Origin of the sequence: Sphingopyxis sp. DBS4 (assembly GCF_024628865.1) — a bacterium.
GTDB lineage: Bacteria > Pseudomonadota > Alphaproteobacteria > Sphingomonadales > Sphingomonadaceae > Sphingopyxis.
Genome location: NZ_CP102388.1, coordinates 48,304 through 70,922, shown reverse-complemented (window position 1 = coordinate 70,922; position 22,619 = coordinate 48,304). Strand labels below are relative to the sequence as shown.

General features: G+C 61.5%; 25 protein-coding genes and 2 pseudogenes. 17 read left to right on the top strand and 10 right to left on the bottom strand.

Going from position 1 to position 22,619, the window contains the following annotated elements:
• Positions 1-12: 12 nt before the first annotated feature.
• Genes NP825_RS23465 through NP825_RS23450 form a run of 4 tightly spaced genes read right to left on the bottom strand, consistent with a single transcriptional unit; the run spans position 13 to position 1,804 of the window.
• Complete coding sequence (locus NP825_RS23465; protein WP_257551879.1) at positions 13-408, bottom strand: hypothetical protein; 396 nt, start codon at positions 406-408, stop codon at positions 13-15.
• A 12-nt stretch (positions 409-420) separates the two neighbouring features.
• Positions 421-765 (bottom strand): hypothetical protein, encoded by a 345-nt coding sequence (locus NP825_RS23460; RefSeq protein WP_014194368.1) that lies wholly within the window; start codon positions 763-765, stop codon positions 421-423.
• A gap of 23 nt (positions 766-788) precedes the next feature.
• Complete coding sequence (locus NP825_RS23455; RefSeq protein ID WP_041734158.1) at positions 789-1,202, bottom strand: hypothetical protein; 414 nt, start codon at positions 1,200-1,202, stop codon at positions 789-791.
• A complete protein-coding gene (locus tag NP825_RS23450) occupies positions 1,199-1,804 on the bottom strand; it encodes a hypothetical protein (RefSeq protein WP_257551878.1) in 606 nt (201 codons plus the stop codon). Before NP825_RS23450 ends, NP825_RS23455 begins: the two co-directional genes overlap by 4 nt.
• Positions 1,805-1,877: 73 nt before the next feature.
• On the opposite strand from NP825_RS23450, the gene NP825_RS23445 reads away from it, so the two are divergent.
• Positions 1,878-2,642: an IS6-like element IS6100 family transposase gene (locus NP825_RS23445; protein ID WP_001389365.1), complete on the top strand. Its 765-nt coding sequence runs from the start codon at positions 1,878-1,880 to the stop codon at positions 2,640-2,642.
• Positions 2,643-2,660: 18 nt separating this feature from the next.
• Here the strand turns inward: NP825_RS23445 and NP825_RS23440 are convergent, their stop codons facing one another.
• Entirely contained in the window at positions 2,661-2,906 is a 246-nt protein-coding gene (locus NP825_RS23440) for a plasmid pRiA4b ORF-3 family protein (RefSeq protein WP_257551877.1), read from the bottom strand.
• Between the two features lie 334 nt (positions 2,907-3,240).
• Here NP825_RS23440 and NP825_RS23435 point away from each other — a divergent pair, with 334 nt between their 5' ends.
• The 9 genes and pseudogenes from NP825_RS23435 to NP825_RS23395 all read left to right on the top strand — a co-directional run bounded on the left by NP825_RS23435 (position 3,241) and on the right by NP825_RS23395 (position 8,791).
• Entirely contained in the window at positions 3,241-3,480 is a 240-nt protein-coding gene (locus NP825_RS23435; RefSeq protein WP_019053948.1) for a hypothetical protein, read from the top strand.
• A 178-nt stretch (positions 3,481-3,658) separates the two neighbouring features.
• Positions 3,659-4,426: a helix-turn-helix domain-containing protein gene (locus NP825_RS23430; RefSeq protein WP_006954207.1), complete on the top strand. Its 768-nt coding sequence runs from the start codon at positions 3,659-3,661 to the stop codon at positions 4,424-4,426.
• A gap of 339 nt (positions 4,427-4,765) precedes the next feature.
• Positions 4,766-5,179 (top strand): antirestriction protein, encoded by a 414-nt coding sequence (locus NP825_RS23425; RefSeq protein ID WP_006954205.1) that lies wholly within the window; start codon positions 4,766-4,768, stop codon positions 5,177-5,179.
• A 68-nt stretch (positions 5,180-5,247) separates the two neighbouring features.
• Entirely contained in the window at positions 5,248-5,547 is a 300-nt protein-coding gene (locus NP825_RS23420; RefSeq protein ID WP_019053946.1) for a hypothetical protein, read from the top strand.
• A 189-nt stretch (positions 5,548-5,736) separates the two neighbouring features.
• Complete coding sequence (kleE, locus tag NP825_RS23415) at positions 5,737-5,982, top strand: KleE stable inheritance protein (protein WP_238320177.1); 246 nt, start codon at positions 5,737-5,739, stop codon at positions 5,980-5,982.
• The gene (locus NP825_RS23410) at positions 5,975-6,274 is read left to right on the top strand and encodes a TrfB-related DNA-binding protein (RefSeq protein WP_019053944.1); all 300 of its coding nucleotides are present in this window, start codon (positions 5,975-5,977) and stop codon (positions 6,272-6,274) included. Before kleE ends, NP825_RS23410 begins: the two co-directional genes overlap by 8 nt.
• A pseudogene (locus NP825_RS23405) lies at positions 6,271-7,016 on the top strand (ParA family protein). Before NP825_RS23410 ends, NP825_RS23405 begins: the two are co-directional and overlap by 4 nt.
• A 2-nt stretch (positions 7,017-7,018) precedes the next feature.
• Positions 7,019-8,041, top strand: a complete 1,023-nt coding sequence (locus tag NP825_RS23400; protein ID WP_006954195.1) for a ParB/RepB/Spo0J family partition protein — start codon at positions 7,019-7,021, stop codon at positions 8,039-8,041.
• Positions 8,042-8,158: 117 nt separating this feature from the next.
• Positions 8,159-8,791, top strand: a complete 633-nt coding sequence (locus tag NP825_RS23395; RefSeq protein WP_019053941.1) for an IncP plasmid survival protein KfrC family protein — start codon at positions 8,159-8,161, stop codon at positions 8,789-8,791.
• Positions 8,792-8,821: 30 nt separating this feature from the next.
• On the opposite strand, the gene NP825_RS23390 is transcribed toward NP825_RS23395, so the two are convergent.
• From NP825_RS23390 to NP825_RS23710, 3 genes are read right to left on the bottom strand one after another with little or no spacing between them, the layout of a single operon-like run.
• Complete coding sequence (locus NP825_RS23390) at positions 8,822-9,262, bottom strand: hypothetical protein (RefSeq protein ID WP_019053940.1); 441 nt, start codon at positions 9,260-9,262, stop codon at positions 8,822-8,824.
• Positions 9,262-9,987 carry an ArsA-related P-loop ATPase gene (locus NP825_RS23385; protein WP_026149851.1) on the bottom strand — a complete coding sequence of 242 codons (726 nt, stop codon included), beginning with the start codon at positions 9,985-9,987 and terminating at the stop codon, positions 9,262-9,264. The genes NP825_RS23390 and NP825_RS23385 overlap by 1 nt, the downstream gene beginning before the upstream one ends.
• Positions 9,984-10,364: a TraK family protein gene (locus NP825_RS23710; protein WP_158011146.1), complete on the bottom strand. Its 381-nt coding sequence runs from the start codon at positions 10,362-10,364 to the stop codon at positions 9,984-9,986. The genes NP825_RS23385 and NP825_RS23710 overlap by 4 nt, the downstream gene beginning before the upstream one ends.
• Positions 10,365-10,684: 320 nt before the next feature.
• Between NP825_RS23710 and NP825_RS23380 the strand changes: the two genes are divergently transcribed.
• From NP825_RS23380 to NP825_RS23350, 7 genes are read left to right on the top strand one after another with little or no spacing between them, the layout of a single operon-like run.
• Complete coding sequence (locus NP825_RS23380) at positions 10,685-11,071, top strand: IncP-type oriT-binding protein TraJ (protein ID WP_006954189.1); 387 nt, start codon at positions 10,685-10,687, stop codon at positions 11,069-11,071.
• A gap of 16 nt (positions 11,072-11,087) precedes the next feature.
• Positions 11,088-13,406 (top strand): TraI/MobA(P) family conjugative relaxase, encoded by a 2,319-nt coding sequence (traI, locus tag NP825_RS23375; protein ID WP_145206859.1) that lies wholly within the window; start codon positions 11,088-11,090, stop codon positions 13,404-13,406.
• Positions 13,407-13,427: 21 nt separating this feature from the next.
• A complete protein-coding gene (locus tag NP825_RS23370; protein ID WP_145206858.1) occupies positions 13,428-15,320 on the top strand; it encodes a type IV secretory system conjugative DNA transfer family protein in 1,893 nt (630 codons plus the stop codon).
• A complete protein-coding gene (traF, locus tag NP825_RS23365; protein ID WP_006954186.1) occupies positions 15,317-15,850 on the top strand; it encodes a conjugative transfer signal peptidase TraF in 534 nt (177 codons plus the stop codon). Before NP825_RS23370 ends, traF begins: the two co-directional genes overlap by 4 nt.
• Before the next feature lie 4 nt (positions 15,851-15,854).
• Positions 15,855-18,035, top strand: coding sequence for a DNA topoisomerase 3 (locus NP825_RS23360; protein WP_019053936.1), 2,181 nt, complete (start codon positions 15,855-15,857; stop codon positions 18,033-18,035).
• Positions 18,032-18,283: a hypothetical protein gene (locus NP825_RS23355; RefSeq protein ID WP_006954184.1), complete on the top strand. Its 252-nt coding sequence runs from the start codon at positions 18,032-18,034 to the stop codon at positions 18,281-18,283. The genes NP825_RS23360 and NP825_RS23355 overlap by 4 nt, the downstream gene beginning before the upstream one ends.
• Positions 18,284-18,301: 18 nt before the next feature.
• Positions 18,302-21,661: a zincin-like metallopeptidase domain-containing protein gene (locus NP825_RS23350; protein WP_145206857.1), complete on the top strand. Its 3,360-nt coding sequence runs from the start codon at positions 18,302-18,304 to the stop codon at positions 21,659-21,661.
• Position 21,662: 1 nt separating this feature from the next.
• Here NP825_RS23350 and NP825_RS23345 read toward each other — a convergent pair whose 3' ends face one another.
• Positions 21,663-22,061: a hypothetical protein gene (locus tag NP825_RS23345; RefSeq protein ID WP_158011144.1), complete on the bottom strand. Its 399-nt coding sequence runs from the start codon at positions 22,059-22,061 to the stop codon at positions 21,663-21,665.
• A gap of 230 nt (positions 22,062-22,291) precedes the next feature.
• Positions 22,292-22,510, bottom strand: a pseudogene (locus NP825_RS23340) (AAA family ATPase); the annotation flags it as partial.
• Positions 22,511-22,619 lie beyond the last annotated feature (109 nt).

The window sequence follows — 22,619 nt, the reverse complement described above, 5'->3', positions numbered from 1 at the left end:
CCCTTCGGAGCATCATTGCTCGCCATTCTTTCCGGCCTGCTTCTTCGCCGCGCGATCCCACTCCCACGCTTCATCAAGCATGATCGGGGCAGGCTTGCCCCCAAAGGCTTGCTCGATAGCCTTGGTGGCGGTGCCTCGATCGACGGCACCGGCATCGCCAGAATCGGAAGGCGGCCGATCGCCGGGGAAGCCCTGCTTCGCCAGTTCCTCGCCTATGATGATGCGGGCGCGGTCGCGCAGCTCGGCGGGCAAGTCGCCCATAATGGCCGTGAGGGCTTGCGAGGCGGCGAAGGCCCGCGCGACCTCGCCCCGCATTCCCGTGAGGGCCTTCGTCTCGCCAGATTCCGCAAGGCGGACATACAGCAAGCCGATTTCGCCCCATGTCGGCGTCAAGTCGATGGTTTCCATAGCAGGCGCTCCTTATCCGTGCCGTGTTTCCAGCTTGTCGGCTTCGGCCTTCGCCCCCGCCAGCTCGCTTTCAAGATTGGTGGTGTAGTCGCTCATCACGTCCCAACCTTCGTTGCCGTAGATGAAGCGGGCATAGCCCTGCCGCTCCATCTTCCCGGCCTCGTCGGGCTTCATGGCGAATAGATAATCCTCGTCGGTGGCGAACATGGCGGCCATGATCGCCTTAACGTCCGTGGACGCCTCCAAGGCGATTTCCTCGCCGTCATAGACCGACACGGCATAGCCGCCCGCAATCAGCCCCTCGGCCGCTTTCCGCGCAATCTGGCGCTCGATCGTCTGCCGCGTCTCAACCTTCATCGCTCTACCTTCCTTCGCCCTGTCTATAGGTCCAGCTCGCCTTGTCGGAACTCGGCGGGTTCCTCGCCCTCGCGCCCCTGCCAGAGAATCTTGTCACCCGGCCCCCAAATGGTGACAAAGCCTTGCCCGCTGGGTCGATAGGCAGGCGGCGGCTTCGCCTCGTAGTTATAGCAACTGCTCCGGCCCATCGTGCCCGAAAATGAAAGTGGGCCTCCGGGCCTGTGCATCACGCGGAAGCAATGGCCGCTCGGCTCCTTCACGCGCCGCCCGCGCCCCGTCATTGCCCAATAGCGATAATCGGATTCCTCCCGCTCGCTGGGCGGCGTCCAATGGATGCAGCGCACGCAGGCGGCATCATAGGGCAAACGCGGCGGAGCTGGCGGGGTATCGTCCAGCGCCGGGCCTCCGTTGTGGCCGATAGGCGGGCGGCCCGTCACGCGGCTTCCCTCTCCGCCAGCTCGCGACGGGCGCGGCGCTTTTCCAGCACGCGGCGCGCAGCGTGCGTCGACTCTAGATCGGGGTGGCCATTGGCGATTTCCTCAAGGGTCGCGCGAGGCGGTGCAATGATTGTTCCCGCGTCGATCGCCGCTTGATAGAGGCTCGCGGTCCTGCCTGCCTCGATCAACAGGCGGCGCGTTTCGCTCTCATACCATCTGCGGAAAGTCTTGGTCGTCGGCGCTGAACGCAACCCGGCGTGGATATGGCCCCGCGCCTCGGCCATCGTCACCAATCCGCGCTCGCGGGCAAAGGCATCAAGGCTCTGGACGGGAGCCGCCCCGGTCGTGTCGCGGTCCACGGCAAGCCAACGCCGCAACTGCTGCCGGTGGATGCCGATCCCCCCGCCGTCCGTCTCTGCGATGCTCGGATGCTGGCCGATCGCGCGCCGCATCGCGTCCCGGTAAATGGCACCCCCTGCGAGAAGGATTCTATCAGCGCCGCGCGCCGCTTCCGCGAAGGCCGCATGATTGGACGATGGGAGCCGGAGCAATTCAGCGGCGCGGCTCGGCGTCATGCGCTGCTCATAGTCAGCTATCGGCATATCTGCCGGATGGGCTCTGTTGCAAAAATCGTGAAGCTTGAGCATGCTTGGCGGAGATTGGACGGACGGAACGATGACGGATTTCAAGTGGCGCCATTTCCAGGGTGATGTGATCCTGTGGGCGGTGCGCTGGTATTGTCGCTATCCGATCAGCTATCGCGACCTTGAGGAAATGCTGGCGGAACGCGGCATTTCGGTCGACCATACGACGATCTATCGCTGGGTCCAGTGCTACGCCCCGGAGATGGAGAAGCGGCTGCGCTGGTTCTGGCGGCGTGGCTTTGATCCGAGCTGGCGCCTGGATGAAACCTACGTCAAGGTGCGGGGCAAGTGGACCTACCTGTACCGGGCAGTCGACAAGCGGGGCGACACGATCGATTTCTACCTGTCGCCGACCCGCAGCGCCAAGGCAGCGAAGCGGTTCCTGGGCAAGGCCCTGCGAGGCCTGAAGCACTGGGAAAAGCCTGCCACGCTCAATACCGACAAAGCGCCGAGCTATGGTGCAGCGATCACCGAATTGAAGCGCGAAGGAAAGCTGGACCGGGAGACGGCCCACCGGCAGGTGAAGTATCTCAATAACGTGATCGAGGCCGATCACGGAAAGCTCAAGATACTGATCAAGCCGGTGCGCGGTTTCAAATCGATCCCCACGGCCTATGCCACGATCAAGGGATTCGAAGTCATGCGAGCCCTGCGCAAAGGACAGGCTCGCCCCTGGTGCCTGCAGCCCGGCATCAGGGGCGAGGTGCGCCTTGTGGAGAGAGCTTTTGGCATTGGGCCCTCGGCGCTGACGGAGGCCATGGGCATGCTCAACCACCATTTCGCAGCAGCCGCCTGATCGGCGCAGAGCGACAGCCTACCTCTGACTGCCGCCAATCTTTGCAACAGAGCCCTCACCCGTCCTTTGCGTGCCGAAACGGCGCCCATGCACCTTGAAAGCATGGAGATGATAATCTTCCCAACCAAACGCGATCTGGATTACCCGGTGCAGACCAAAAAGCGTCAGATCGCTGCGAACCAGCAAGCGTCGCCAAATCATCGGCGATATATCCCGGAGGCCGACCTTCAGACGGTAAGCGACAAGCGGAGCCGGTTTCGACATGCTCCTAAAGCTACCGGATCAGCACCGTCACCCCCAGCTTTTTTATGCCCCCCTAAATGCTCGCAGGATCGAGCGCAGGCCCCAAGATGCTAATTGCCGATCAGATCGCGGCGACCAATTTTGAAAATTACGGCTGTAGCGCGTAGCTCGATAATGTAAGGCTATAGCTTCGATTCTTTCAGTTGGTAGGCCCAAGAAGCCACTCGTTGATGCTCTTGAACTGCGGACTTCGACGTAAACGCAGACCGCTTTTCTATATATGTCTTTCAGTCGCCAGCATATTTTTTCAGCACTGAATTGCCAGAACCTTTAATGTCCTTTAAGCCGGGGCATTATGGCGAATCATACGCAACTCAAACCCTCCACGCTGTCCCAGCGCAAACGCGCCAAGGCACAGAGCGAGCAGGGCTTTAAGCGCATGAGTTTGGCCTTGTCCCCTAAAGCCGTCGAGATCGTGGAGAGGGTGAAAGCCAGCAAGGGATTCACGTCCCGCGAGGCTGCAATCAACGCGATCCTAGAGCGGATCGGGGACGATATGTTTCTGCAACAGGAGTTTCTGGCCGTGAGTGGATAAGAAAATGCCCGGCTCGAAGCCGGGCACCCTCAAAACCGCTTAGTGGGACAGTGCGCCAACACTGAACCTACAGACAATTTCCCACTTAGCGGTTTTCGGACTTCGGTTCAAGGGCGCTTGATTCGCGCAACGGGATTTTTTTGCCTGTCTCCCGGCCCTTCGCAAAGGAGGGACGACGATGAGTGACACCAGAAGAAAAGGGCCGCTGGCGATCGGGGAGCTGACCCAGCAGCTTTTCGGCCGAGCCTATGGCGACCGTAGCCGGGGCGGGAAGCACATCACCAAGGCCCGCGTGCGCGGCGGCAGCAAGGAAGCCGGGAGCGACGTAGAAAAGGGCTTCCTCGCGGCGCGAGACACCAAGACGCGCAAGGGATGCTGGCGTGCGATCAATCTGGCGTTTGAAAAGGGCCGCGCCCTGCGCGCGGAGCTGCGTCGCGAGCCGCGCGAGATAACGCAGTTCGAGCACTATTGCATGAGCATCACCAATTCCACGATCCGGGTGTATCAAGCCCTGTTGCGGATGGAGGAGCGTTTCAGGGGCAACGTGGTGCCCAGCTATGAAATGATAGCCGAATGGGCGACCGTCTCTAGGGCCACCGTCGCAAGGGCCTTGAACGCCCTTACCAGCATCGGCTTGCTGGCGCGCCTGCGGCGCTACGTCCACACCGTCACAGAGGACGGGGCGCGATCAGAGCAGACCTCCAATGCCTATCGGGTGGAATTGCCGAGGATGCTTCTCGAATTGCTCGACCGGCGCAAGCGCCCTGCCCCGGTGCCCGACGACGAGGCCCAGCGCCTACAGGACCGGCTTGAAGATGAGGCTTGGATGCTCTCCCGGTTGAGCAAGGCCGATTACATACGGGAGACGACGACATGCAAGGCCACAGCGGAGGCCCTAATCAGCCTATGGAACGGCATTTGCGCCCGTGATGGCGTTGTTGCCTAGCCGTGAGTCTCATAATGGTTCTGAACCTCCCCTTGAGTTTATTTATCTAAGGTGATGCGGAGTTGCGCTAGTCGCGCAACGCTTAATTGAGACTGTTTGAACACCAAAAAGGGGGTAAGGCTCCGATTTGGGGAGCTGACATGCGTGTCCATTCGGGGCGCGGATAGCGGCACTCTGTAAAACTGCGGGGCAGCGACCAAATATGCCTTGCGATGGAGGCCATTTTAGCGGCTAAAAGATTTTCATGGCGGGCGAGCGTAACTTGACAGCAACCGGGAAACTTCCAATATATCGGATATGGCCGGGCTATGGTGCCAAGGTCGAAACCGGAGAAGTCCGATGAGCAACAGAGAGAGAATTGCCGCCGTGCTGGTTGGCGAAGAAGACCGGATTATGTGCCTGCCCCGGCTGTTCGGGCTGGCGCGCATGATCGAGGTCGAGGCCGTCACCTATGGCTATATGTCCAAGCTATCCGCCGACTACACGGGCGCATATTGGCATTTCTACACCCTATCGAACGGCGGGTTCTACATGGCCCCCGGCGATCAGCCCCAATATCGTCTGGAATGGGACGGCAACGGCTTCTCTGGCGACGTTTCGGCCGACGCGGCGGGCCTTATAGCCACCCTGTTCATGCTGGGGCATATGCACGAAAAATACGGCGAGGATCAATTTGCCCAGCTCTATGCGTGGGCATCTGCCTATGCCGCCCAACATTCGGAAGCGGGGCCGATCGGTGCCGCGCTCGACTAGCGCCACAGGGGGGCAGCGTGCCCCCCTTCCCTTCCCTGCCTATCGGGCATATTCCTCATTCGGCCGCCATGAGGAGCAACGCCAGCGAAGGAACAGACGCGCGCATGATTGATGTTCGGCCAGATTGCCTATTGCCCGCCGATCAGGGGTGGCAGCAGCCGACGCCGGATGAGGTAAGGGCGGTCCTCAAAGCAGCGGACATGACAGGGGGCAGCGCGTCCAAGTTTCTAGGCTTGAGCAATACCCGCGTTATTCGGCGCTGGACGGGCGGCGACGATCAGATTCCCTATTCGGCATGGGCGCTGTTGTGCGCGGCTGCGGGCTTGGGAAATATTTGGGAACACCAGAACGACGATTTTAGCGGCTAAAATTATTGCCGTTCAGACTTTACGGGGGCTTGACACGGTTCGGGATGCTGTCATTATATCGGTTGTGACCGGGCAACCCGCCAAGGTCGAAACCGGAGTATTCCGATGAAGGCGAAAATTCCCCCGCTGCCCGCACGTTTTGCGGTCATGCGGCTTCCCAATCCTCCACCCGCATGGGAGGGCAACCGCGTGGATTACGTCATTGCGGCCGTTTGGACGTTCGGAGTCCTGATCTGGACCGTCGCGCGCTTCATCATCCCGCTTGTCGTCTTCTGGCAGTTCTGCCGGATGCTCTGGTATTGGAACACGCCGGATGTTCATGCCGGTTGGCAGTTCCTCGCCTATTATGCGGTCTATATCGCCCTCTACATCTTCCTTGGCGTCTATGAGCCGAAGCTATACCGCGAGAAGAATCGCGGCAGGCGCAATGGATAAACGCTTGAGCGCGTCGGCCTTTGAGCAAGCTGCTGGACGGCTCAATATCGCGGCGCGTCCGCTCGACATGGCGCGCGCCGTTCTGGTGGACGGCGAGGCCCAATCGGCCGTGGCGAAGCGCGAAGGCGTGTCCCGCAATGCCGTTTGTCTGGCGGTCAACCGGATTTGGAACGCGCATAGCGAGGTTCCCGAAGGTTTCGAGCGTGTGACGGCGATTTTACCGAAACATAAAGCCTTCCTTGTGCGGCAATGGCAGCGCGAGGCGGTGGAAAGATTGGACGCCAAACGATGAAAACACTTGTCATAGCGAACCAGAAAGGCGGCGTTGGTAAAACTTCGACGACCGTTCATCTTGCCTATTACTTCAAAGAACAGGGATTGAAGGTCGCAGTTATTGACTTGGACACCCAAGGAAATGCCAGCTTCACCCTTGGCGAATATGATAGCGGAGCCTTGGCGAGCGGCCTTTTCGATGCCGTGTCACAATTCGACCTGGCTAACGCCGGGGGGATCGCTGTCTTTTCCGCCGACGCGCGGTTGGCCGATCTTGAGAAACTAGATCTCGGTGCGGCTGCTGGCGCGTTCAAGCGCAGTCTGGCCGTGATCGAGGCGGAAGGCTTTGACGTGTGCCTGATAGATACCCCCCTTCCCTTGGGGTCCGAATGGCAGCGGCGTTGCTATCGGCCGACTTCGCCGCCTCGCCCATCGAGCTTGAAGCCTACAGCTTGCAGGGCATTGAGAAGATGGTGACGACGATCGCCAATATCCGGCGCGCGAACCCGGCGCTGAAATTCCTTGGCATGATACCGAGCAAGGTTGATGGCCGGAATCCCCGTCACGGGCAGCACCTTGACGAACTGACCCGTGCTTATCCCCAGTTGGTCATTCCGACGCCGATCGGGAACCGGAGCAGCGTTGCGGACGCGCTGGCGTCGGGCGTGCCGGTTTGGTCGATCAAACGGACTTCGGCGCGGAAAGCGGCGCAGGAAATGCGAGCGATGGCCCGCCACATTCAGGAAAAGATGGAGATTTGACGATGGCCGACAACACCGAGGACAAGAAGCCGGGCAAATCGTCCACCAAAGCCGCGCAGAAGCCCGCGCAGAACGCGGGGCTAGGGTTGGAGGGGTTGGGCGACCTTTCGAGCCTCCTAGCCTCTCCTGCGGCCCCGGAGGGCGGTTCTGGCGCTCCGCTCGAATTGGAGCTGGCGCTGATTGACGAAGACCCGAACCAGCCCCGCAAGCAGTTTGACGAAAATTCGCTGGCGGAAATGGCCGAGACGATCAGGGAGCGCGGCGTGAAGACGCCTATTTCCGTTCGGCCCAATCCCAAGGTGGAGGGGCGCTATCTCATCAACCACGGCGCGCGCCGCTATCGCGCATCCCTGTTGGCCGAGAAAGTGACAATTCCGGGCTTCATCGACCCGGATTATACCGAGGCCGATCAGGTCATTGAGAATTTGCAGCGGGACGCTCTCACGGCCCGCGAGATTGCCGACTACATCGGCCGCGAGCTGGCCAACGGGAAAAAGAAGGGCGAGATTGCCAAGGCCATCGGGAAATCCCCGGCCTTTGTCACCCAGCACGCGGCATTGCTCGATTTGCCGGAGCCGATCGCCAAGGCGTTCCAGAGCGGGCGTTGCAAGGACGTGACGTTGATCTATGACCTTGTGGGCCTCCACAAGAAGCATAGCGAGGGCGTTGCGCGCTGGCTGGCCGATGCCGATCAGGAGATTACGCGCGGATCGGTGCGGCTCTTGAAGGAGTTCCTTGAGTCCGGCTTGAGCGGCGAGGCCGAGGAGGAATCGGGCGACGACGAGGGCAACGGCGGCGCTAGTGACGACGCCGGGGCCGGAGAGGAGAAGGAACCGAAGGAGGAAGACCCGCTAAAGCTGAAAAAGGCCATTGTGCAGGTTTCTCATAACAAGCGCCCTGCCCGTCTGATCCTGAATAAGCGGCCCTCGCGCGATGGCGTGGCGTGGATCAAGTATGAAGACAGCGGCGAGGAAACCGAGGCCGATCTTGGAAAAGTGCAGCTTCTTGCGCTTCTTGAAGGATAGTCCCCTCCCCTGCCCAGCCTTACAGGCCCCGCTTGTGCGGGGCCTTTTTTATGGCGCGAGAGGTAAGAAAATCGGATATAGTGCAAGCTAGAAATTTTAGCCGCTAAAGGAACGGCCATGCAGGACACGCCGATTGCAGACCCGGACAAGTTTTCGCTGGACGAGGGAACGGGCGACCCACAGGCCGACGCCGACCGGCTGTTAGACGAGGCGCGCACGCTGGATAGTCAGGAAACGGCAGCTATCGCCACCGCGCCAACCGAGGAAACCTATAACGCCCAGCTACAGACGGTCATTGAGGAGAAGGTTGAACAGGCGAACCAGATCGAGGACCGCCTAGAAAGCATGATGGAGCAGCAAACCGCCCGTTTGCAGCAAATCCAGCAGCAGCCCCCCGGCTTCCTGTCCCTGCCCGGCAAGCGCCAAGCATGGCAGGCGCGGATTGCCAACGCGCAAGCGGCCGTGCAGCGGATCGCGGTAAGGCTGGAAGCCGTGCGCGAAATCCGCGACGGCATGGCCGTTCATGGCCCGCGCGTGGAGACGATCGCAGCGGCGAAGCTCGAATATCGAGAGCCGAAACTTGTCGATGATTTCGAGGAGCTGATGCAGGCACGCCGGTTGCATGAGCTGCACATGCGCGCGGAGCGGGAGAAGGAACAGATCAGGGAAAAGACGGTCGAGCGCGGGGCGGACGATCGGAAACCGGCAGGGCGCACGCTCGCGCGCGGATTGGCGAGAGACGGGGGATAGCGCGACATGGGGGAGGGGCCTTCGCTGGCGTCAATGATGGAACAGGGCAGCGGCCAACACTACCAGCGCCGCGATCAGCGTCAGGCCCGACGCTAGGAGATTACGGTTAGCGACGGCCCGGCCATCGTTCAGGGGCTTTTGCAGCCCCGTCCCGATATGCTCCCCCACTTCCTTGATGATCGCCTTCGCTGCGGCCTCCATGCGCTCGTTCATGGCGGCTTCCGAGGCATCCAGCGCCGCGTTCAGCACCGATTCTGCCTTGTCGGTGATGGCAATCGACCAACGATTGCTCATGTCTTCCAGCTCGCTTTTGAACGCCTTTAGTTGCTCCTCCTGCGCATCGGCGCTTTCGCCCAGCAACATCGCGTTGATGGTTTGGAGGATCATCAAGGGATCATCGGCGGACAGCGTGACCCCGTGCTGGCGCGAGATTTCCGCGATCAGCGCCGCGATTTTTTCGTGATCGGCCATTACACGACCTTAGCCTTGTCGAGTTCGGCAAAGACCGCATCACGAACGCGGCCGAGGCGGTGACGCTGCATCAGGGCTATGTCGCCATCGGCAAGCGTTTCCTCAAAAGTCTTGCGCGCGGCCAGCATGTCCCGAACGTCCGCCCCGAAGGTTTCCTTTTTCAGATCGGGAAGGGTGACGATCGCGGCGACCCGATCCTTTAGCTCCCGGTAGGCTTTGAGCTGTTCAAAGCTCTTGCCCTCTGCCTCCACAGGCCCATGATAAGGGTTGAGCCACACGACGATTGCAGCCGGATCGGGGAAGGCTTCGGCTACCGAGGCGAAGCCTTGAAGCGTGTCGATCAGCGATTGCCCGCCCACGATAATAGTGTGCAGGATGAGCTTATGGCCCAGATCGGCAATCACGTCTGGCGCGCCGTTGTCGAACATATAGGAGGATAGGGCGCTGTAGCTGCTCGCGCCGCTGTCAATGACCACCGATTCCTTGGAACCGGCGATCATTTCCATCATCGCATCGAATTTGCGCGGGTTTATGTCGCCGTTTTCCAGCAGCTCGACCTTGGACACGTTGAGGGACTGGAACCCGGCGAGGGTGGCGTTGATCGGATCGGTATCAATGCAGAGCGGGCTTTCCCCCCGCTTGGTCAGATATTGGGCGAGCATCGAGGCGGCGAGCGATTTGCCGACGCCTCCCTTGCCCTGCAAAACTATGTGGACGTTACTCATACCAAATCCTCTTTGTTCGGAGTGGCCGGGTGATTGAAGCGCGCCGGTTTGGGCCGGGGCGGCGGATCAGCGTCGGCCGAGGCCGCCGCTGATCGGGAAGGGGAGGGGGGCGCTGGCGCTGCCTTGGGCGGTTCCCCGGTAGCTGGCGCGCGATACCGGCGAACGAATTTGGCGAACCACGCATAGCCGAAGCTAATGCGGCCTTCCTCCGTCAGCAGCTCCCATATGCCGCGCACCGGCCATCCTTCCGCAAGGGCTGCATCTATGTCCGATCGAGCCGCGAGGAATTGTGCGAGGTTCCGGTTTTTGCCCCCCGGCTCCCGTGAGGCCGCCCGTTCGCGCAATCGCTCCGTGAAGGATTTTCCGCTGTCTGTCATTTCCACCTACGATATTTTTCGGCGCACAATCGGCTATAAAGCGTTCATAAACCGGCTACGATCCGATGAACTCCCGCTATATCCTATTTTTCTGCCAGATTGGGCCGGGTGGCGCTAGATATTTTCGGGGGTGAACGATATATGATCGTTCCAGCAACAGTTTCTATTTGGCGTCTAAACGTCGAAGACGGGGCAGGATAGGTAATGGAGGCATCCACGCAAGCGCGGACACCCCCATTACTCCCCTTATTCGCACCGGGGGCGCTCAACGGGAATCCTGCTCTGCGAGGCCCGCCGCTACCGCGTCGAAAGGGAGAGAGTTGAACGACAAGCCCAAGGCCAAACGCGAGCGGCACCACGTCAAGATATGGTGCAGCGCGGAGGAGAAAGCGGAGATCGAAGCCGCCGCGCAGGCAACCGGCTTGAGCGCATCCACCTATCTCCGCGTCCTTGGATTAGGGCATGAGCCGCGCCCTCTGATCGACATAGAACAGGGGCGCGAGTTGGTGCGCGTGAATGGCGACCTTGGCCGCCTTGGCGGCCTGTTGAAGCTATGGCTTACCGACGACGCCAAGTTGGAGGAGATGGCCCCGGAGCGGATGCCGGTTATCATCCGGGGCGTGCTGGCCAAAATCGAGGCCAATCAGGAGGAGTTATCCGGCATCATTCGGAAGGTCTTGCGCTCCCGGCAAGATTTTAGCGGCTAAAAAAGGGGCCGCGCCGATGATCGCAAAACACGTCCCCATGAAGGCGACTTCCAAGAGCGATTTTGGCGGGTTGGTGCGATACATCACCAGCGCGCAGGGACGTGACGAGCGCGTGGGTCTGGTGACTGTCACCAACTGCAACGGCCATACGCCAGAAGATGCTGCGCAGGACGTTATGCTTGTCCAATCCGCCAACCAGCGGGCGGCGTCGGATAAGACCTACCACTTGATTATTTCCTTCCGGCCCGGCGAGAATCCCAGCGCCGAGGTTATGCGTGACATAGAGGAGGCGGTATGCGCCGCGTTGGGCTTTGCCGAGCATCAACGGGTTAGCGCCGTCCACCACGACACCGACAACACGCATATTCATCTAGCGATCAACAAGATTCACCCTGTCCGGCACACGATCCACGCGCCGTTGCGGGATTATCAAACCCTTGCCGCTGTTTGTGAGCGGCTAGAGGTCAAGCACGGGTTAGAGCCGGATAATCATGCGGCCCGGCAGCGCGCGGGAGAAGCACGCGCGCGCGACATGGAGCAGATCGCGGGCACGGAAAGCCTGATAGGTTGGGCGCAGCGGAATTGCGCCGAGCCATTGAAGGCCGCCGCGAGTTGGGCCGAGTTGCACCAGATCGCGGCCAATTTCGGCTTGTCGGTGCAGGCGCGCGGCAACGGCCTGATATTTGCGGCGATGGACGGAACGACCGTAAAGGCCAGCTCCATCGCGCGCGAGCTGTCAAAAGGGGCGCTAGAGAAACGCTTGGGAGCCTTCCAGAGCGCACAGGGAGGGGAGGGGGCACCGAAGGCCCGTCAGACCTATGAAAAGCGCCCCGTGCCCTCCCGTATCGACACCAGCGCCCTATTCTCCGCCTACCGCGAGCAGCAGGGCACACGCGCCACGCGCCGAAAGGTCGAGCTGGCCGAGGCCGCAGCCAAGCGCCGCGCGGCCATTGAACAGGTGAAGCGCATCGGGAGGACGAAGCGGGCGGCGATAAAGCTGCTAGGTGGCGGCCCGGTTGTTAAGCGCCTCAATTACGCATTGGCGGCCCGCTCCACCAAGGCCGCCATTGCCAAGATTGTCGCCGCCCACGGGCGGGAACGGGAGCGCATTGCGTCGCGCAATTCCCGGCGCGGGTGGAATGACTGGCTACAGGAGCAGGCCAAGGCAGGCGACCAGACCGCCCTTGAGGCCCTGCGCGCGCGGGAGGGGCGGCGCACAGCCCCCAATGACGCGCTGCATATAGCCGCCATGCCGACCGCAGCGCATCCCGCAGCGATCAGGCAAGACCACATCACTAAGCGCGGGACGATCATCTACCGCACCGCCAATGCAGCGGTGCGCGATGATGGCCAGCGCCTGCATGTATCGCGCGGGGCGCAGATCGAGGGCGTTGTTGCCGCCTTGCGGCTTGCGCACGAACGCTATGGCGACAGGCTGGCGATTAGCGGCAGCGATCAATTCAAGGCCCTTGTGGTGGAGGCCGCCGCCCGTTCGGCCATGCCCATCACTTTCGCGGACCCCGATCTAGAGGCCCGCCGTCAAAATATCAGGCAAGAGGAGCGTGCGCGTGACAGACAAATCATTGGACGAGGAGATAGAGGCGGCGCTGGCGTTGTTGGGCGAAACGCCGTCAATGGCGCTGGACGAGACGCCAGCGCCACAGCGCCAGGTCGAAACGGGACATTCCGACCCGGTGCCGTCAGCGCCGGAGGAACCAACGCCGGAACCGGACTTGCAGCCGGAGGAGCCAGCACCGCCGCCGTTGGAGTTGGTCACGCACAGCCCGCCAGAAATGGACATTCTAGCGCCGGAGGAGCCGAGGCCCCCAGCGAGCGCGCCGTTAAGCCCAACATTGGCCGCGTTGGACGAGAGCCGCCGCCCGAAAGCCGAGGTAGTTTGCGCGACCTGTCCCAACTCGGTCTGGTTCAGCACGCCGAGCGAGGTCGCTTGCTATTGCCGCGTGATGTTCATTCAGACGTGGACGACCAAAAAGCCCGGCCAGATCGTGTTGTGCGACGGGACGACGATCGGCCGCGAATGAGCGACGATCAGGCCATAGCAGCGGATAAATACATTGCGGAACGTAATGCGAAGCGTCACATTGGAATGGATATACCGGCGCATCGGCTGTTCACTGGCGATCATGGGCCGCTGATTTACGCCGGGACGCGACAAATCGAAGGGCAGAAATTGATACTCCTAAGAGATGGCGCTGACATGCTTGTGCTGCCCGTGGACGCGCGTAGCGCCGCCCGCGCGGGCAAGCTGGCGATTGGCGCGCCGATCGAGATTGCCAGCAATGGCACCGTCAAAAGCAAGGGGCGCAGCCGGTAACGGCCGCGAGAAGGGCAAAGCATGGCAAAGAAGCGCAACACAGCCATCGGGCCGCAAGTGCGGGAGCGCGGAAGCAAGGGCGATAATCGCCCGTTGCTGGCGGCCCTTGTGTCCGGTTCCGCCCTTGGAGGCTTATGGAGCGCAACGCAGATGTTCGCGCACCAGATGGCCTATCAGGCAACCTTGGGGCCGAGTGCGGGCCATATCTATGTCCCGTGGCGTTTCCTGCAATGGTTCAGCAAATGGAGCGAGGTTCCGGCGCTGAAACCCGCCTTCGGGCAAGCCGTGGGCGTGGGCACCGTGGTTTTCGGCGTGGGCGTCCTGATAACCGCCGCTGTCAAACTGGCGAAATCGAACGCCGGGAAGGGCAATGCCTATCTGCATGGATCGGCCCGCTGGGCCGACATGGAGGACATTCGCGCGGCCAGCCTCGTTGAAAATGATGGGGTCTATATTGGCGCTTATCAGGAGAAGAACGGGAAGACGGTCTATCTACGCCATTCCGGCCCGGAGCATTGCCTTACCTATGCCCCGACCCGATCGGGGAAGGGCGTGGGCCTTGTCATCCCGACGCTGCTTTCGTGGCCGCATAGCGCCGTCATCACCGATTTGAAGGGCGAGCTATGGGCGTTGACCGCCGGTTGGAGGAAGCAACACGCCAACCAGATCGTCATGCGATTTGAACCGGCCAGCTCGCGCGGCTCCGCCCACTGGAACCCGCTGGACGAAATCAGGGTAGGGACTGACAACGAAGTCGCAGACGTTCAGAATCTCGCTACGCTGATAGTGGACCCGGACGGGAAGGGGGTCGAAAGCCACTGGCAAAAGACCTCGCGGGCGCTTCTGGTAGGCGTGATCCTGCATGTCATCTACAAAGCCAAGCATGGCGGCAACGCGGCGACCTTGGCCGAAGTGGATGCCGTGTTGGCCGATCCGGTTCGGCCCGCGCAGGAAGTTTGGGAGGAAATGCTTACGTTCGGCCATTTGCCGGGCGGCAAAAATCATCCCGTTGTCGGCAAAGCCGCGCGCGCCCAGCTCAATCGTCCCGATGATGAGGGCGGATCGGTTCTATCGACCGCGCAGAGCTATCTAGAATTATATCAAGACCCGGTTGTGGCCGCGAATACCGCCACTTCCGATTTTCTCATTCGTGACCTGATGAACAGCGAGAGGCCGGTTAGCCTCTACATCATCACCCAGCCCACGGATAAGGACCGACTGCGCCCGCTTGTCCGCGTCATGCTCAACATGATGGTGCGTATCCTCGCGCCCAAGCAGGAGTTCGAGGAGGGCCGGGTGGTTCAGAGCTACAAGCACCGCGCGCTATTTATGATTGATGAGTTTCCCAGCCTTGGGAAACTTGGAATCATTCAGGAGTCCTTGGCGTTCGCCGCAGGCTACGGCCTGAAATTCTATCTCATTTGTCAGGACACCAACCAGCTTAGGAGCCGGGAAACCGGCTATGGGCCGGATGAGCTGATAACCTCCAATGCTCATATCCAGAACGCCTATCCGCCCAACCGCGTTGAGACGGCCGAGCATCTTTCCAAACTCACCGGGCAGACCACCGTTCTTAAAGAGCAAATCACCAAAAGCACGGGACGCGGGGGCGGGGGGTTCTTTGGTGGCACCGTGTCCAAGACCGTGCAGGAAACCCAGCGCCCGCTTTTGACGCCGGATGAGTGTATGAGGATGCCGGGGCCGAAGAAGACCCCGGACGGAGATATTTCGGAAGCGGGCGACATGCTGATTTATGTCGCAGGCTATCCCATGATCTACGGCCGTCAGCCCCTCTATTTCCAAGACCCGACCTTTAGTGCCCGCGCCAAGATTCCCGCGCCGGATCGGAGCGACACGATCAGGGGCAATCAAGCGCCGAAGCCGCCCGAAGGGGGCCGGAGGATCAAACTATGAAGCGGCCGAGCTTCGCCAAGGTCAGCCGCTATGCGGTTTGTGGCGTGGCGGGGGCCATGATCGCCATGCTTGGCGCGAAGGCGGCGGGCCTTCGCTTCAACGCTACGCCGAGCATCCCGCTAGGCGTCTATCGGGCGACGGGCGGGACCGCGCAAAAGGGCGATCTTGTGGCGTTCTGTCCGCCCGCAGCGCCGCCCTTTTTGGAGGCGTTGCGTAGGCGCTACATCGAACCCGGCGACTGCCCCAGCGGAAGCTATGAAATGATGAAGCGGATTTTAGCCGCTAAAGGCGACCGCGTTCAGATTGGCGGGCAGGGCGTGCGGATCAACGGCCGCCTTGTCCCCGACAGCGCCCCGCAACTTGCCGATGGGGCAGGGCGGGCCTTGCCCCGGCTCAATGCCGATTGGACGCTAGGCGACGGGGAAATCCTTGTCCTTGGCGATGGCGCGGCCTCTTTCGACGGCCGCTATTTCGGGCCGATCAGCGCGCGGCAAGTGACCGCCCCTATCAAACCCGTAGTGACGTGGTGACGGCATGAGCGGGGAGATCATTGTCATTGCTGAAAAGCCCGAACTCGCGCGGGCCATTGCCGAGGGCCTTGGGGGAGGGGCGCGACAAGACGGCTTCATAGATTGCGGCCGTCATTATGTGACATGGGCGATCGGCCACATGCTTGAGCTGGTGGACCCGCAAGACCCGTGGAACATGGCCGCGCTGCCGATCAGCTTCATCCCGTGGGAAAAGCGGCCCGTCGCCAAGACGAGCGCCCAGCTCCGCACGATCGGCAAACTTCTCAAATCGGCGCGGAGCGTCATTCACGCGGGCGACCCCGACGATGAGGGCCAGCTTATTGTTGACGAGATTCTGCAATGGGCCGGGAGCCGGTTGCCGGTCCAACGCCTGCTAATCAATGACAACAATCTAAAGGTTGTGCAGCGGGCCTTGGCGTCCATGCGGGATAACCGTGAATTTGCCGGGTTGTCCGCATCGGCCGAGGCGCGCAGCGTGGGCGACTTGCTCTATGGCGTGAACATGACCCGCGCTTATACCCTCGCGGCGCAGGCGCGGGGGTTTCAGGGCGTTCTTAGCGTCGGCCGCGTGCAGACCCCTATCTTGGGCCTTGTCGTCCGCCGTGACCGCGATTTTGAGGCGCACACCAAGAGCTATTATTACACGGTTTCGGGCCAGTTCAGTTTCGCCGGGCTGACCTTTCCCGCGCGCTACCAGATCGGGGAGGGCGACCCGGTTGATGAGCAGCGCCGCTTGATCGACCGCAATTTTGCGACGGCGGTAGCCGGGGCGGTGCAGGGGCAACCGGCTCGCATCGCCAGCGCCAAGACCACGGCGAAAGAGGCAGCGCCGCCGCTGCCCTACAACCTCTTGAAGCTGCAAACCGATGCCGCACGGAAATTCGGCTATAAGCCCAATCAGGTGAAGGACATTACGCAGGCGTTGCGGGAGAAGCATCGCCTTATCACCTACAACCGCAGCGACAGCGAATATTTGAGTGATGAGCAGCACGCGGACGCCCCCGGCGTGCTGGCGGCCGTCGCCGCGACGGTCCCGATGCTGGCGGCGATCGCGCAGCGCGCGGACCCGGCGATAAAAAGCCGGGCCTTCAACTCGCAGAAGGTTTCCGCGCATCACGCCATCATTCCGACCGAAGCCACGGCCGATTTTGCCGCGCTGACAGAGCCGGAGCAGCGAATCTATATGCTGATCGCGCGCGCCTATGTCGCGCAGTTCTGGCCCGCGAACCAATATGACCAGACCGAAATCGAGATAGAGGTTGCGGGTCACGCCTTTGCCGCGCGGGGCAAGGTTGTGACCAAGCCGGGTTGGACGGTTCTCTATAAGAACGATGTAGGCAATGAGGACATTGCCGAGGACGAGGACACCCTTGCGGCCGATTTGCGTTCGATCGCGTCGGGCATGGCCGGGCAATGCCTTTCCGCCAGCGCCGACCAGCAGGAAACCAAGCCCAAGCCGCTCTATACGATGGCCACGCTTTTGACCGACCTAACGCGGGTGGCCAAATATGTTCGGGACGAGCGGCTTAGGAAACTCCTGATCGAGAAGGACAAGGGGAAGGCGGGCGAGCATGGCGGAATTGGAACCCCGGCGACCCGCGACAGCATCATAGCCACGCTTTTCGATCGCGGCTTTTTGATCGAGAAGGGCAAGAATATCGTCAGCTCCCCGCAGGCGCGCGGCTTCTATGACGCCTTGCCGGATCAGGCGAAATTTCCCGACATGACCGCCATTTGGCACGAACAGCAGCGCGCGATTGCCGAGGGCAAGAGCGATGCCATGACATTCGTTCGCGGACTGGCCGATTATGTCGGCCGCGAGGTCGCGCGGGTGAAAGAGCAGGGCCTTGCCATAGCGATCGACGCGCCGCCTTGCCCGTCATGTTCCAAGCCGCTGCGCCGGATCAAAGGGAGCAAGGGCTATTTTTGGTCCTGCACCGGCTATGCCGACGGCTGTAAATTCACCGCCAATGACAAGGCGGGCAAGCCGGAGCTGGTGAAGGCTCCCGCGCCCGTGCCGTCGCAGCAGCACAAATGCCAAGCGTGCGGCGCTGGCCTAGTGCGGCGTCCTTCCGCGAAAAAGAAGGGGGCCTTCTGGTGGAGTTGCAGCGCCTATCCCGGCTGCAAACAGACCTATTTCGACAACAAGGGACAGCCCGATTTCAGCAAAGGAGAACGAGCATGACGGATCAACCCAATGCGCAGGACGTGCCCACCCTTGACGAGCTGGTGACGCGCAAACTTGCCGACGCCGAGACGCCCGGCGCGGTTGTGGAGTTCGACCCGGAGGAGGCGGAGCGGGCGGGGGCCTTTGTTGAGGATGCCATGAGCGAGGCCGACGCGCGCGAGGCCGAGGAAGGGCTTGATGGTGACGCGGAGCCGATCGCCACGGGACGCGGCGAATTGATCGCGGCAGCGCGCAACGCCGACTAATCGGGAGGAGGCGAGGATATGGCCGAGGGCAAGATACCTTTTCACCAGCGCGTTGCCGACAAGCTGATAGAGCAGTTGAAGCAGGGCACCGCCCCTTGGCAAAAGCCTTGGGAGGCGACGGGCAGCAGCGGGTTGCCGTTCAACCCCACCACGGGGAAACGCTATCGCGGCGTCAATGTCCTCAATCTCATGTCCGAGGGCCGGGCTGATAATCGCTGGCTGACATACAAGCAGGCCGCAGCCCAAGGCGCACAGGTGCGGAAGGGCGAGAAAGGCTCCCTTGTCCAATACTGGCAGTTCGAGGAGGAGCGGGTAGTTCGGGACGAGAGCGGTAAGCCCGTTCTGGATGCCGAGGGTCGCCAGAGGAAAGAGAAGGTCGAGCTTGAGCGGCCCCGTGCGTTTTATGCCGTGGTGTTCAACGCCGAGCAGATCGACGGGCTTGCCCCGATCGTCACCACTACGCACGAATGGAATCCGGTGGAGCGGGCCGAGGCCATCTTGCGGGCGTCGGGCGCGAAAATCACCGAGGAAGCGGGCGACCGCGCCTATTATCGGCCTTCGACCGACAGCATCACCTTGCCGTTGCGGAGCCAGTTTCCGAGCGCGGATCGGTTCTACGCCACGGCGCTGCACGAGCTGGGGCACTGGACTGGCCACCCCAACCGCCTTGACCGGGATTTGGCGCACCCGTTCGGTTCGGAAGGCTATGCCCGCGAAGAATTGCGGGCCGAGATTGCGAGCCTCATAACCGGGCAGGAATTGCAGATCGGCCACGACCCGGAGCAGCACGCGGCCTATGTCGGATCATGGATCAAAGTCCTTGAGGAAGACCCGCTTGAGATTGTCCGTGCCGCATCGGACGCCGAGAAGATTCACACCTATGTTCTGGCGCTGGAACAAAAACAGGTTCAGCAGGTCGAGCAGGCACACGACCATACGCAATATTTCGTCAGCAACGAAAATACGCTTTGCTATCAGCAGCCGGGCATGGCGATGTTGGGCGTTCTTGCCAGCAATATAGACGGGCGCAACCCGATTAACGGGCCATTCTATGCCAGTCCGCTAGATCAAATCCGGCCTGCCACGCGCGAGGATTTTGACAGGTTCCGCGTTACTCTACCGCCAGACTTCCAGCAGGCGCAGGAGTATCGCCAGAATGATCTTGATGAGGGCGATCGGCTTGCGGTCGCGGACATGGCCAAGACTGTTCAAGCCTATGAGGAGTGGCAGAACGGCCCCCATTTCGAGGGGAACGAGGAAGCGGACCTAGTAATATCCGACGACCTCAATATGGAGCTGGACGAGCGTATAAAGGCCGCCTTCGCCAGACCGGGGCTTGCGGCGGCGCTCAATGCCTCCGGGTTTACGGTCGAGCGGCTGACAGACCATAGCGGCGACAGATGGGCCGCCGCAGCCGGGGCCGTTGCCGCCATAGGCGATCCTATACCGGAGCCGCAGCAGCACTATTCCGACCGCACTTTGCGCGCGCTGATCGACAAGCACGGTTGGGAGCCGGTTGATAGTGGCGGGCCGATGCACACCGTTCGACGGCAATTTGAGGGCGTCGGGCCGATCGGCACGATGATAACCCCGAACGGCGAGCGAAACCTTATGGCGGGCTATTCCGCAGATAGCGAACGCCGCCGCTATATCGCCTTGTCGCTTGGGCCGAACCAGATCACCGATTTTGACGGCCGCGACCAGAACCCGGAGGACGTTGCCCGCCTTGTCAATTTGAAGGCCGAGCAATATGCCGATGAGCGCCGCGAGCGGCAGGGCTTGGCCCCTCTCTATGCGGTCAATTCGCCGCCCTTGGGCATCGCCGCGACCGACCAGCGGGACGCCGCGCCAGAGCCTTCCACCCGCACATATCTTGCGGTCCCCTATCGGGAAAAGGACGAGGCGAAAGCCTTGGGCGCGAAATGGGATAAGGCCGAAAAGTCGTGGTATGTTCCGGCAGGCGCTAATGTCGAGCCGTTCCAGAAATGGCTTTCAAGCGCCGTAGAGGCACCCGCAGGAGATCTAGGCCAATCGCTCCCCGGCGAGCGCGCGCAGCGCCCCACGGCCCCGGAGCAGCCGCAGGAAGGGCAAACGATGCAGGAAACCCCGCGACAGGCACGCGAATATCTGGCGGTGCCTTATGGCGAACGAACCCTTGCCAAAGCCAACGGCGCGAAATGGGATGCCGCTCGCAAGAGCTGGTATGCGCCGGAGGGCGCGGACCCGGAGAAGCTGGCGCGCTGGAAAATAGACAATCAGCCGCGCCAGAAGGAGGCGAAAAGCCCGGAGGTCGAATTTGCCGACGCGATGAAATCTCTTGGCCTTGAGGTTCCCGCAGGGCACCCGATGATGGACGGCAAGACCCACCGCGTTCCGGCACAGGGCGATGGAAAGGGCGAGGCGGCGGGTTTCTATGTCGCCTTCACCGATGGCCACCCAGCGGGCTACATCAAGAACAACCGTTCGGGGCTGGATATGCGATGGAAAAGCACCGGCTACACGTTGAGCGAGGAGGAAAAGGCCCGGTTGAACGCCGAGGCCGCCACCAAGCGAGAGGAGCGCGAGCGGGAGCGGGCGGCGACATATGATGCGACGGCCGAGCGCGTGCAGCAGCGCGCCGCGCAATGCCGTCAGATCGAGCAGGCAACGCCCTACATGGAGAGGAAGGGTATTGCGCCGACGATCGGCGCGCTCGCCAGCGCCAGCGATACTACAATCCACCTTCCGGCGATCGACACCAGCGGCAAGCACTGGACGACGCAATATATTCAGGAAGACGGCACGAAGCGTTTTGCGAAGGAGAGCCACAAGGAAAGCTGTTTCCATGTGGTCAACGGGGGCGTGACGCCGCAGGCCGCACTAGCCGCGCTCGACAAGGCCCCGCGCATTATGATTGGCGAAGGCTACGCGACGATGGCGACCGTCTCTAGCGTGGTGGACCATGCGACCGTCGCGGCGTTCGATTCCGGCAACCTCCCCGCCGTCGCAGCCGCGTTGCGCGAGCGTTACCCCGACAAGCCGATTTTCATCATGGGCGAGGACGATCAGCGCGTCTTGGAGAAATTCGGCTACAATCCCGGCAAGGAGAAGGCGACCCAAGCGGCGCAGGCCGTGAACGGCGTTCCGGTCTTCCCGACCTTCGCCCCCGGCGAGCAGCAGGCCGACCCGGCACGCTTCACCGACTTCAACGACTTGCAGCAGAACAGCCGCTTGGGCCGTGAAGGCGCGGTGCGCCAGATCAGGGCGGCGATCGAGAACCCGCGTCAGCAGGAGCGGGAGGCTCCCCGGATCAAGCTGGACGACGAACGCGAAAGGAAGCGTTCCGGGCCGGTTATCGGAGACGATCAACCGGCCCAGCGCCGCAGCGTTCGACGCTAGATCAAGCGGAAACCAACTTCCTAGAATAGTCGAGGGAACGGAGCGCGGTTTTGAGATGGAAGGCGGTTATGTCGTCGTCCATCTCCACCGCGATAACGAGGCTTTCCCGTGCGAGGTCTATAGCGTGGAGGAGGCGGCGATATTGTTCATCGCTCAAGTCCGTGTCTCGCATTGTTCTCGCAGTTCGCGGGGCCTTCGCTTCATCCACGGTCAGGGTGACAGGCTCCCGATCGTCATGGCCTTCGGCCTCTAGCTCGCTAATGTAATGCAGCGAATGGAGCGCGTGTTTCAGTTGGAAGGCTGATAGATCGTCGCCCAGCTCCGCCGCGATAGCGAGGCTTTCGCGCGTGAGGGCTATAGCATGTTGGAGGCGGTGATATTGTTCGTCGTTCAAGTCCATCATCACCCGACTCCGAAGCAGGTTCCAGAATGGCAATATACCTACGTTTGGACGATATGTGTAGCGGCTCGCAATGATGATCGCCCGGAACTGCAATAGAGGGGGCTTTCGCGCTTGAATTATGTGAGACGCTGGCGATCAGCCGGCGCACGTTCGGTGAGACGCAAATCACATTCGATGCGACGGACGCGAGATGTTCACCGAGCGGCGCGGGATCGCGGACACGGCGGTCAAAGCGGTAATCCTGCCGCGCGCATATCGTCGGTCAGCTCGCGCGCACGAGCCGGATCAAGCCCGCCCCGGAGCAGTTGCCGTATCTCCGCCGGCTTGGCGTCGAACTGGTCCGCCAGGCTCTTCGTATCGTAGCCGTGGCGGGTAAGCTGGGGTTCGAGGTCGTCAATCTGGCGTGACAGCACACCCTCTACGGTAGCGGCATCGATCGGTTTCACGCTGGCCTCGAACCCTGAGAACGGCGGAGCAATATTCGACCACGGTAGCGGCGGGATAGTCCTGCTGCGGGCGGCGTAAAAGTCGTCCACCTTGAAGCCTTTCTGCCGA

Bases quoted from the DNA above. Each gene is read 5' to 3' on its own strand.
- NP825_RS23465 (WP_257551879.1), bottom strand. From the start codon at position 408: ATGGAAACCATCGACTTGACGCCGACATGGGGCGAAATCGGCTTGCTG.
- NP825_RS23460 (WP_014194368.1), bottom strand. From the start codon at position 765: ATGAAGGTTGAGACGCGGCAGACGATCGAGCGCCAGATTGCGCGGAAA.
- NP825_RS23450 (WP_257551878.1), bottom strand. From the start codon at position 1,804: ATGCCGATAGCTGACTATGAGCAGCGCATGACGCCGAGCCGCGCCGCT.
- NP825_RS23445 (WP_001389365.1), top strand. From the start codon at position 1,878: ATGACGGATTTCAAGTGGCGCCATTTCCAGGGTGATGTGATCCTGTGG.
- NP825_RS23440 (WP_257551877.1), bottom strand. From the start codon at position 2,906: ATGTCGAAACCGGCTCCGCTTGTCGCTTACCGTCTGAAGGTCGGCCTC.
- NP825_RS23435 (WP_019053948.1), top strand. From the start codon at position 3,241: ATGGCGAATCATACGCAACTCAAACCCTCCACGCTGTCCCAGCGCAAA.
- NP825_RS23430 (WP_006954207.1), top strand. From the start codon at position 3,659: ATGAGTGACACCAGAAGAAAAGGGCCGCTGGCGATCGGGGAGCTGACC.
- NP825_RS23425 (WP_006954205.1), top strand. From the start codon at position 4,766: ATGAGCAACAGAGAGAGAATTGCCGCCGTGCTGGTTGGCGAAGAAGAC.
- NP825_RS23420 (WP_019053946.1), top strand. From the start codon at position 5,248: ATGAGGAGCAACGCCAGCGAAGGAACAGACGCGCGCATGATTGATGTT.
- NP825_RS23410 (WP_019053944.1), top strand. From the start codon at position 5,975: ATGGATAAACGCTTGAGCGCGTCGGCCTTTGAGCAAGCTGCTGGACGG.
- NP825_RS23400 (WP_006954195.1), top strand. From the start codon at position 7,019: ATGGCCGACAACACCGAGGACAAGAAGCCGGGCAAATCGTCCACCAAA.
- NP825_RS23395 (WP_019053941.1), top strand. From the start codon at position 8,159: ATGCAGGACACGCCGATTGCAGACCCGGACAAGTTTTCGCTGGACGAG.
- NP825_RS23390 (WP_019053940.1), bottom strand. From the start codon at position 9,262: ATGGCCGATCACGAAAAAATCGCGGCGCTGATCGCGGAAATCTCGCGC.
- NP825_RS23385 (WP_026149851.1), bottom strand. From the start codon at position 9,987: ATGAGTAACGTCCACATAGTTTTGCAGGGCAAGGGAGGCGTCGGCAAA.
- NP825_RS23710 (WP_158011146.1), bottom strand. From the start codon at position 10,364: ATGACAGACAGCGGAAAATCCTTCACGGAGCGATTGCGCGAACGGGCG.
- traI (WP_145206859.1), top strand. From the start codon at position 11,088: ATGATCGCAAAACACGTCCCCATGAAGGCGACTTCCAAGAGCGATTTT.
- NP825_RS23370 (WP_145206858.1), top strand. From the start codon at position 13,428: ATGGCAAAGAAGCGCAACACAGCCATCGGGCCGCAAGTGCGGGAGCGC.
- traF (WP_006954186.1), top strand. From the start codon at position 15,317: ATGAAGCGGCCGAGCTTCGCCAAGGTCAGCCGCTATGCGGTTTGTGGC.
- NP825_RS23360 (WP_019053936.1), top strand. From the start codon at position 15,855: ATGAGCGGGGAGATCATTGTCATTGCTGAAAAGCCCGAACTCGCGCGG.
- NP825_RS23355 (WP_006954184.1), top strand. From the start codon at position 18,032: ATGACGGATCAACCCAATGCGCAGGACGTGCCCACCCTTGACGAGCTG.
- NP825_RS23350 (WP_145206857.1), top strand. From the start codon at position 18,302: ATGGCCGAGGGCAAGATACCTTTTCACCAGCGCGTTGCCGACAAGCTG.
- NP825_RS23345 (WP_158011144.1), bottom strand. From the start codon at position 22,061: ATGGACTTGAACGACGAACAATATCACCGCCTCCAACATGCTATAGCC.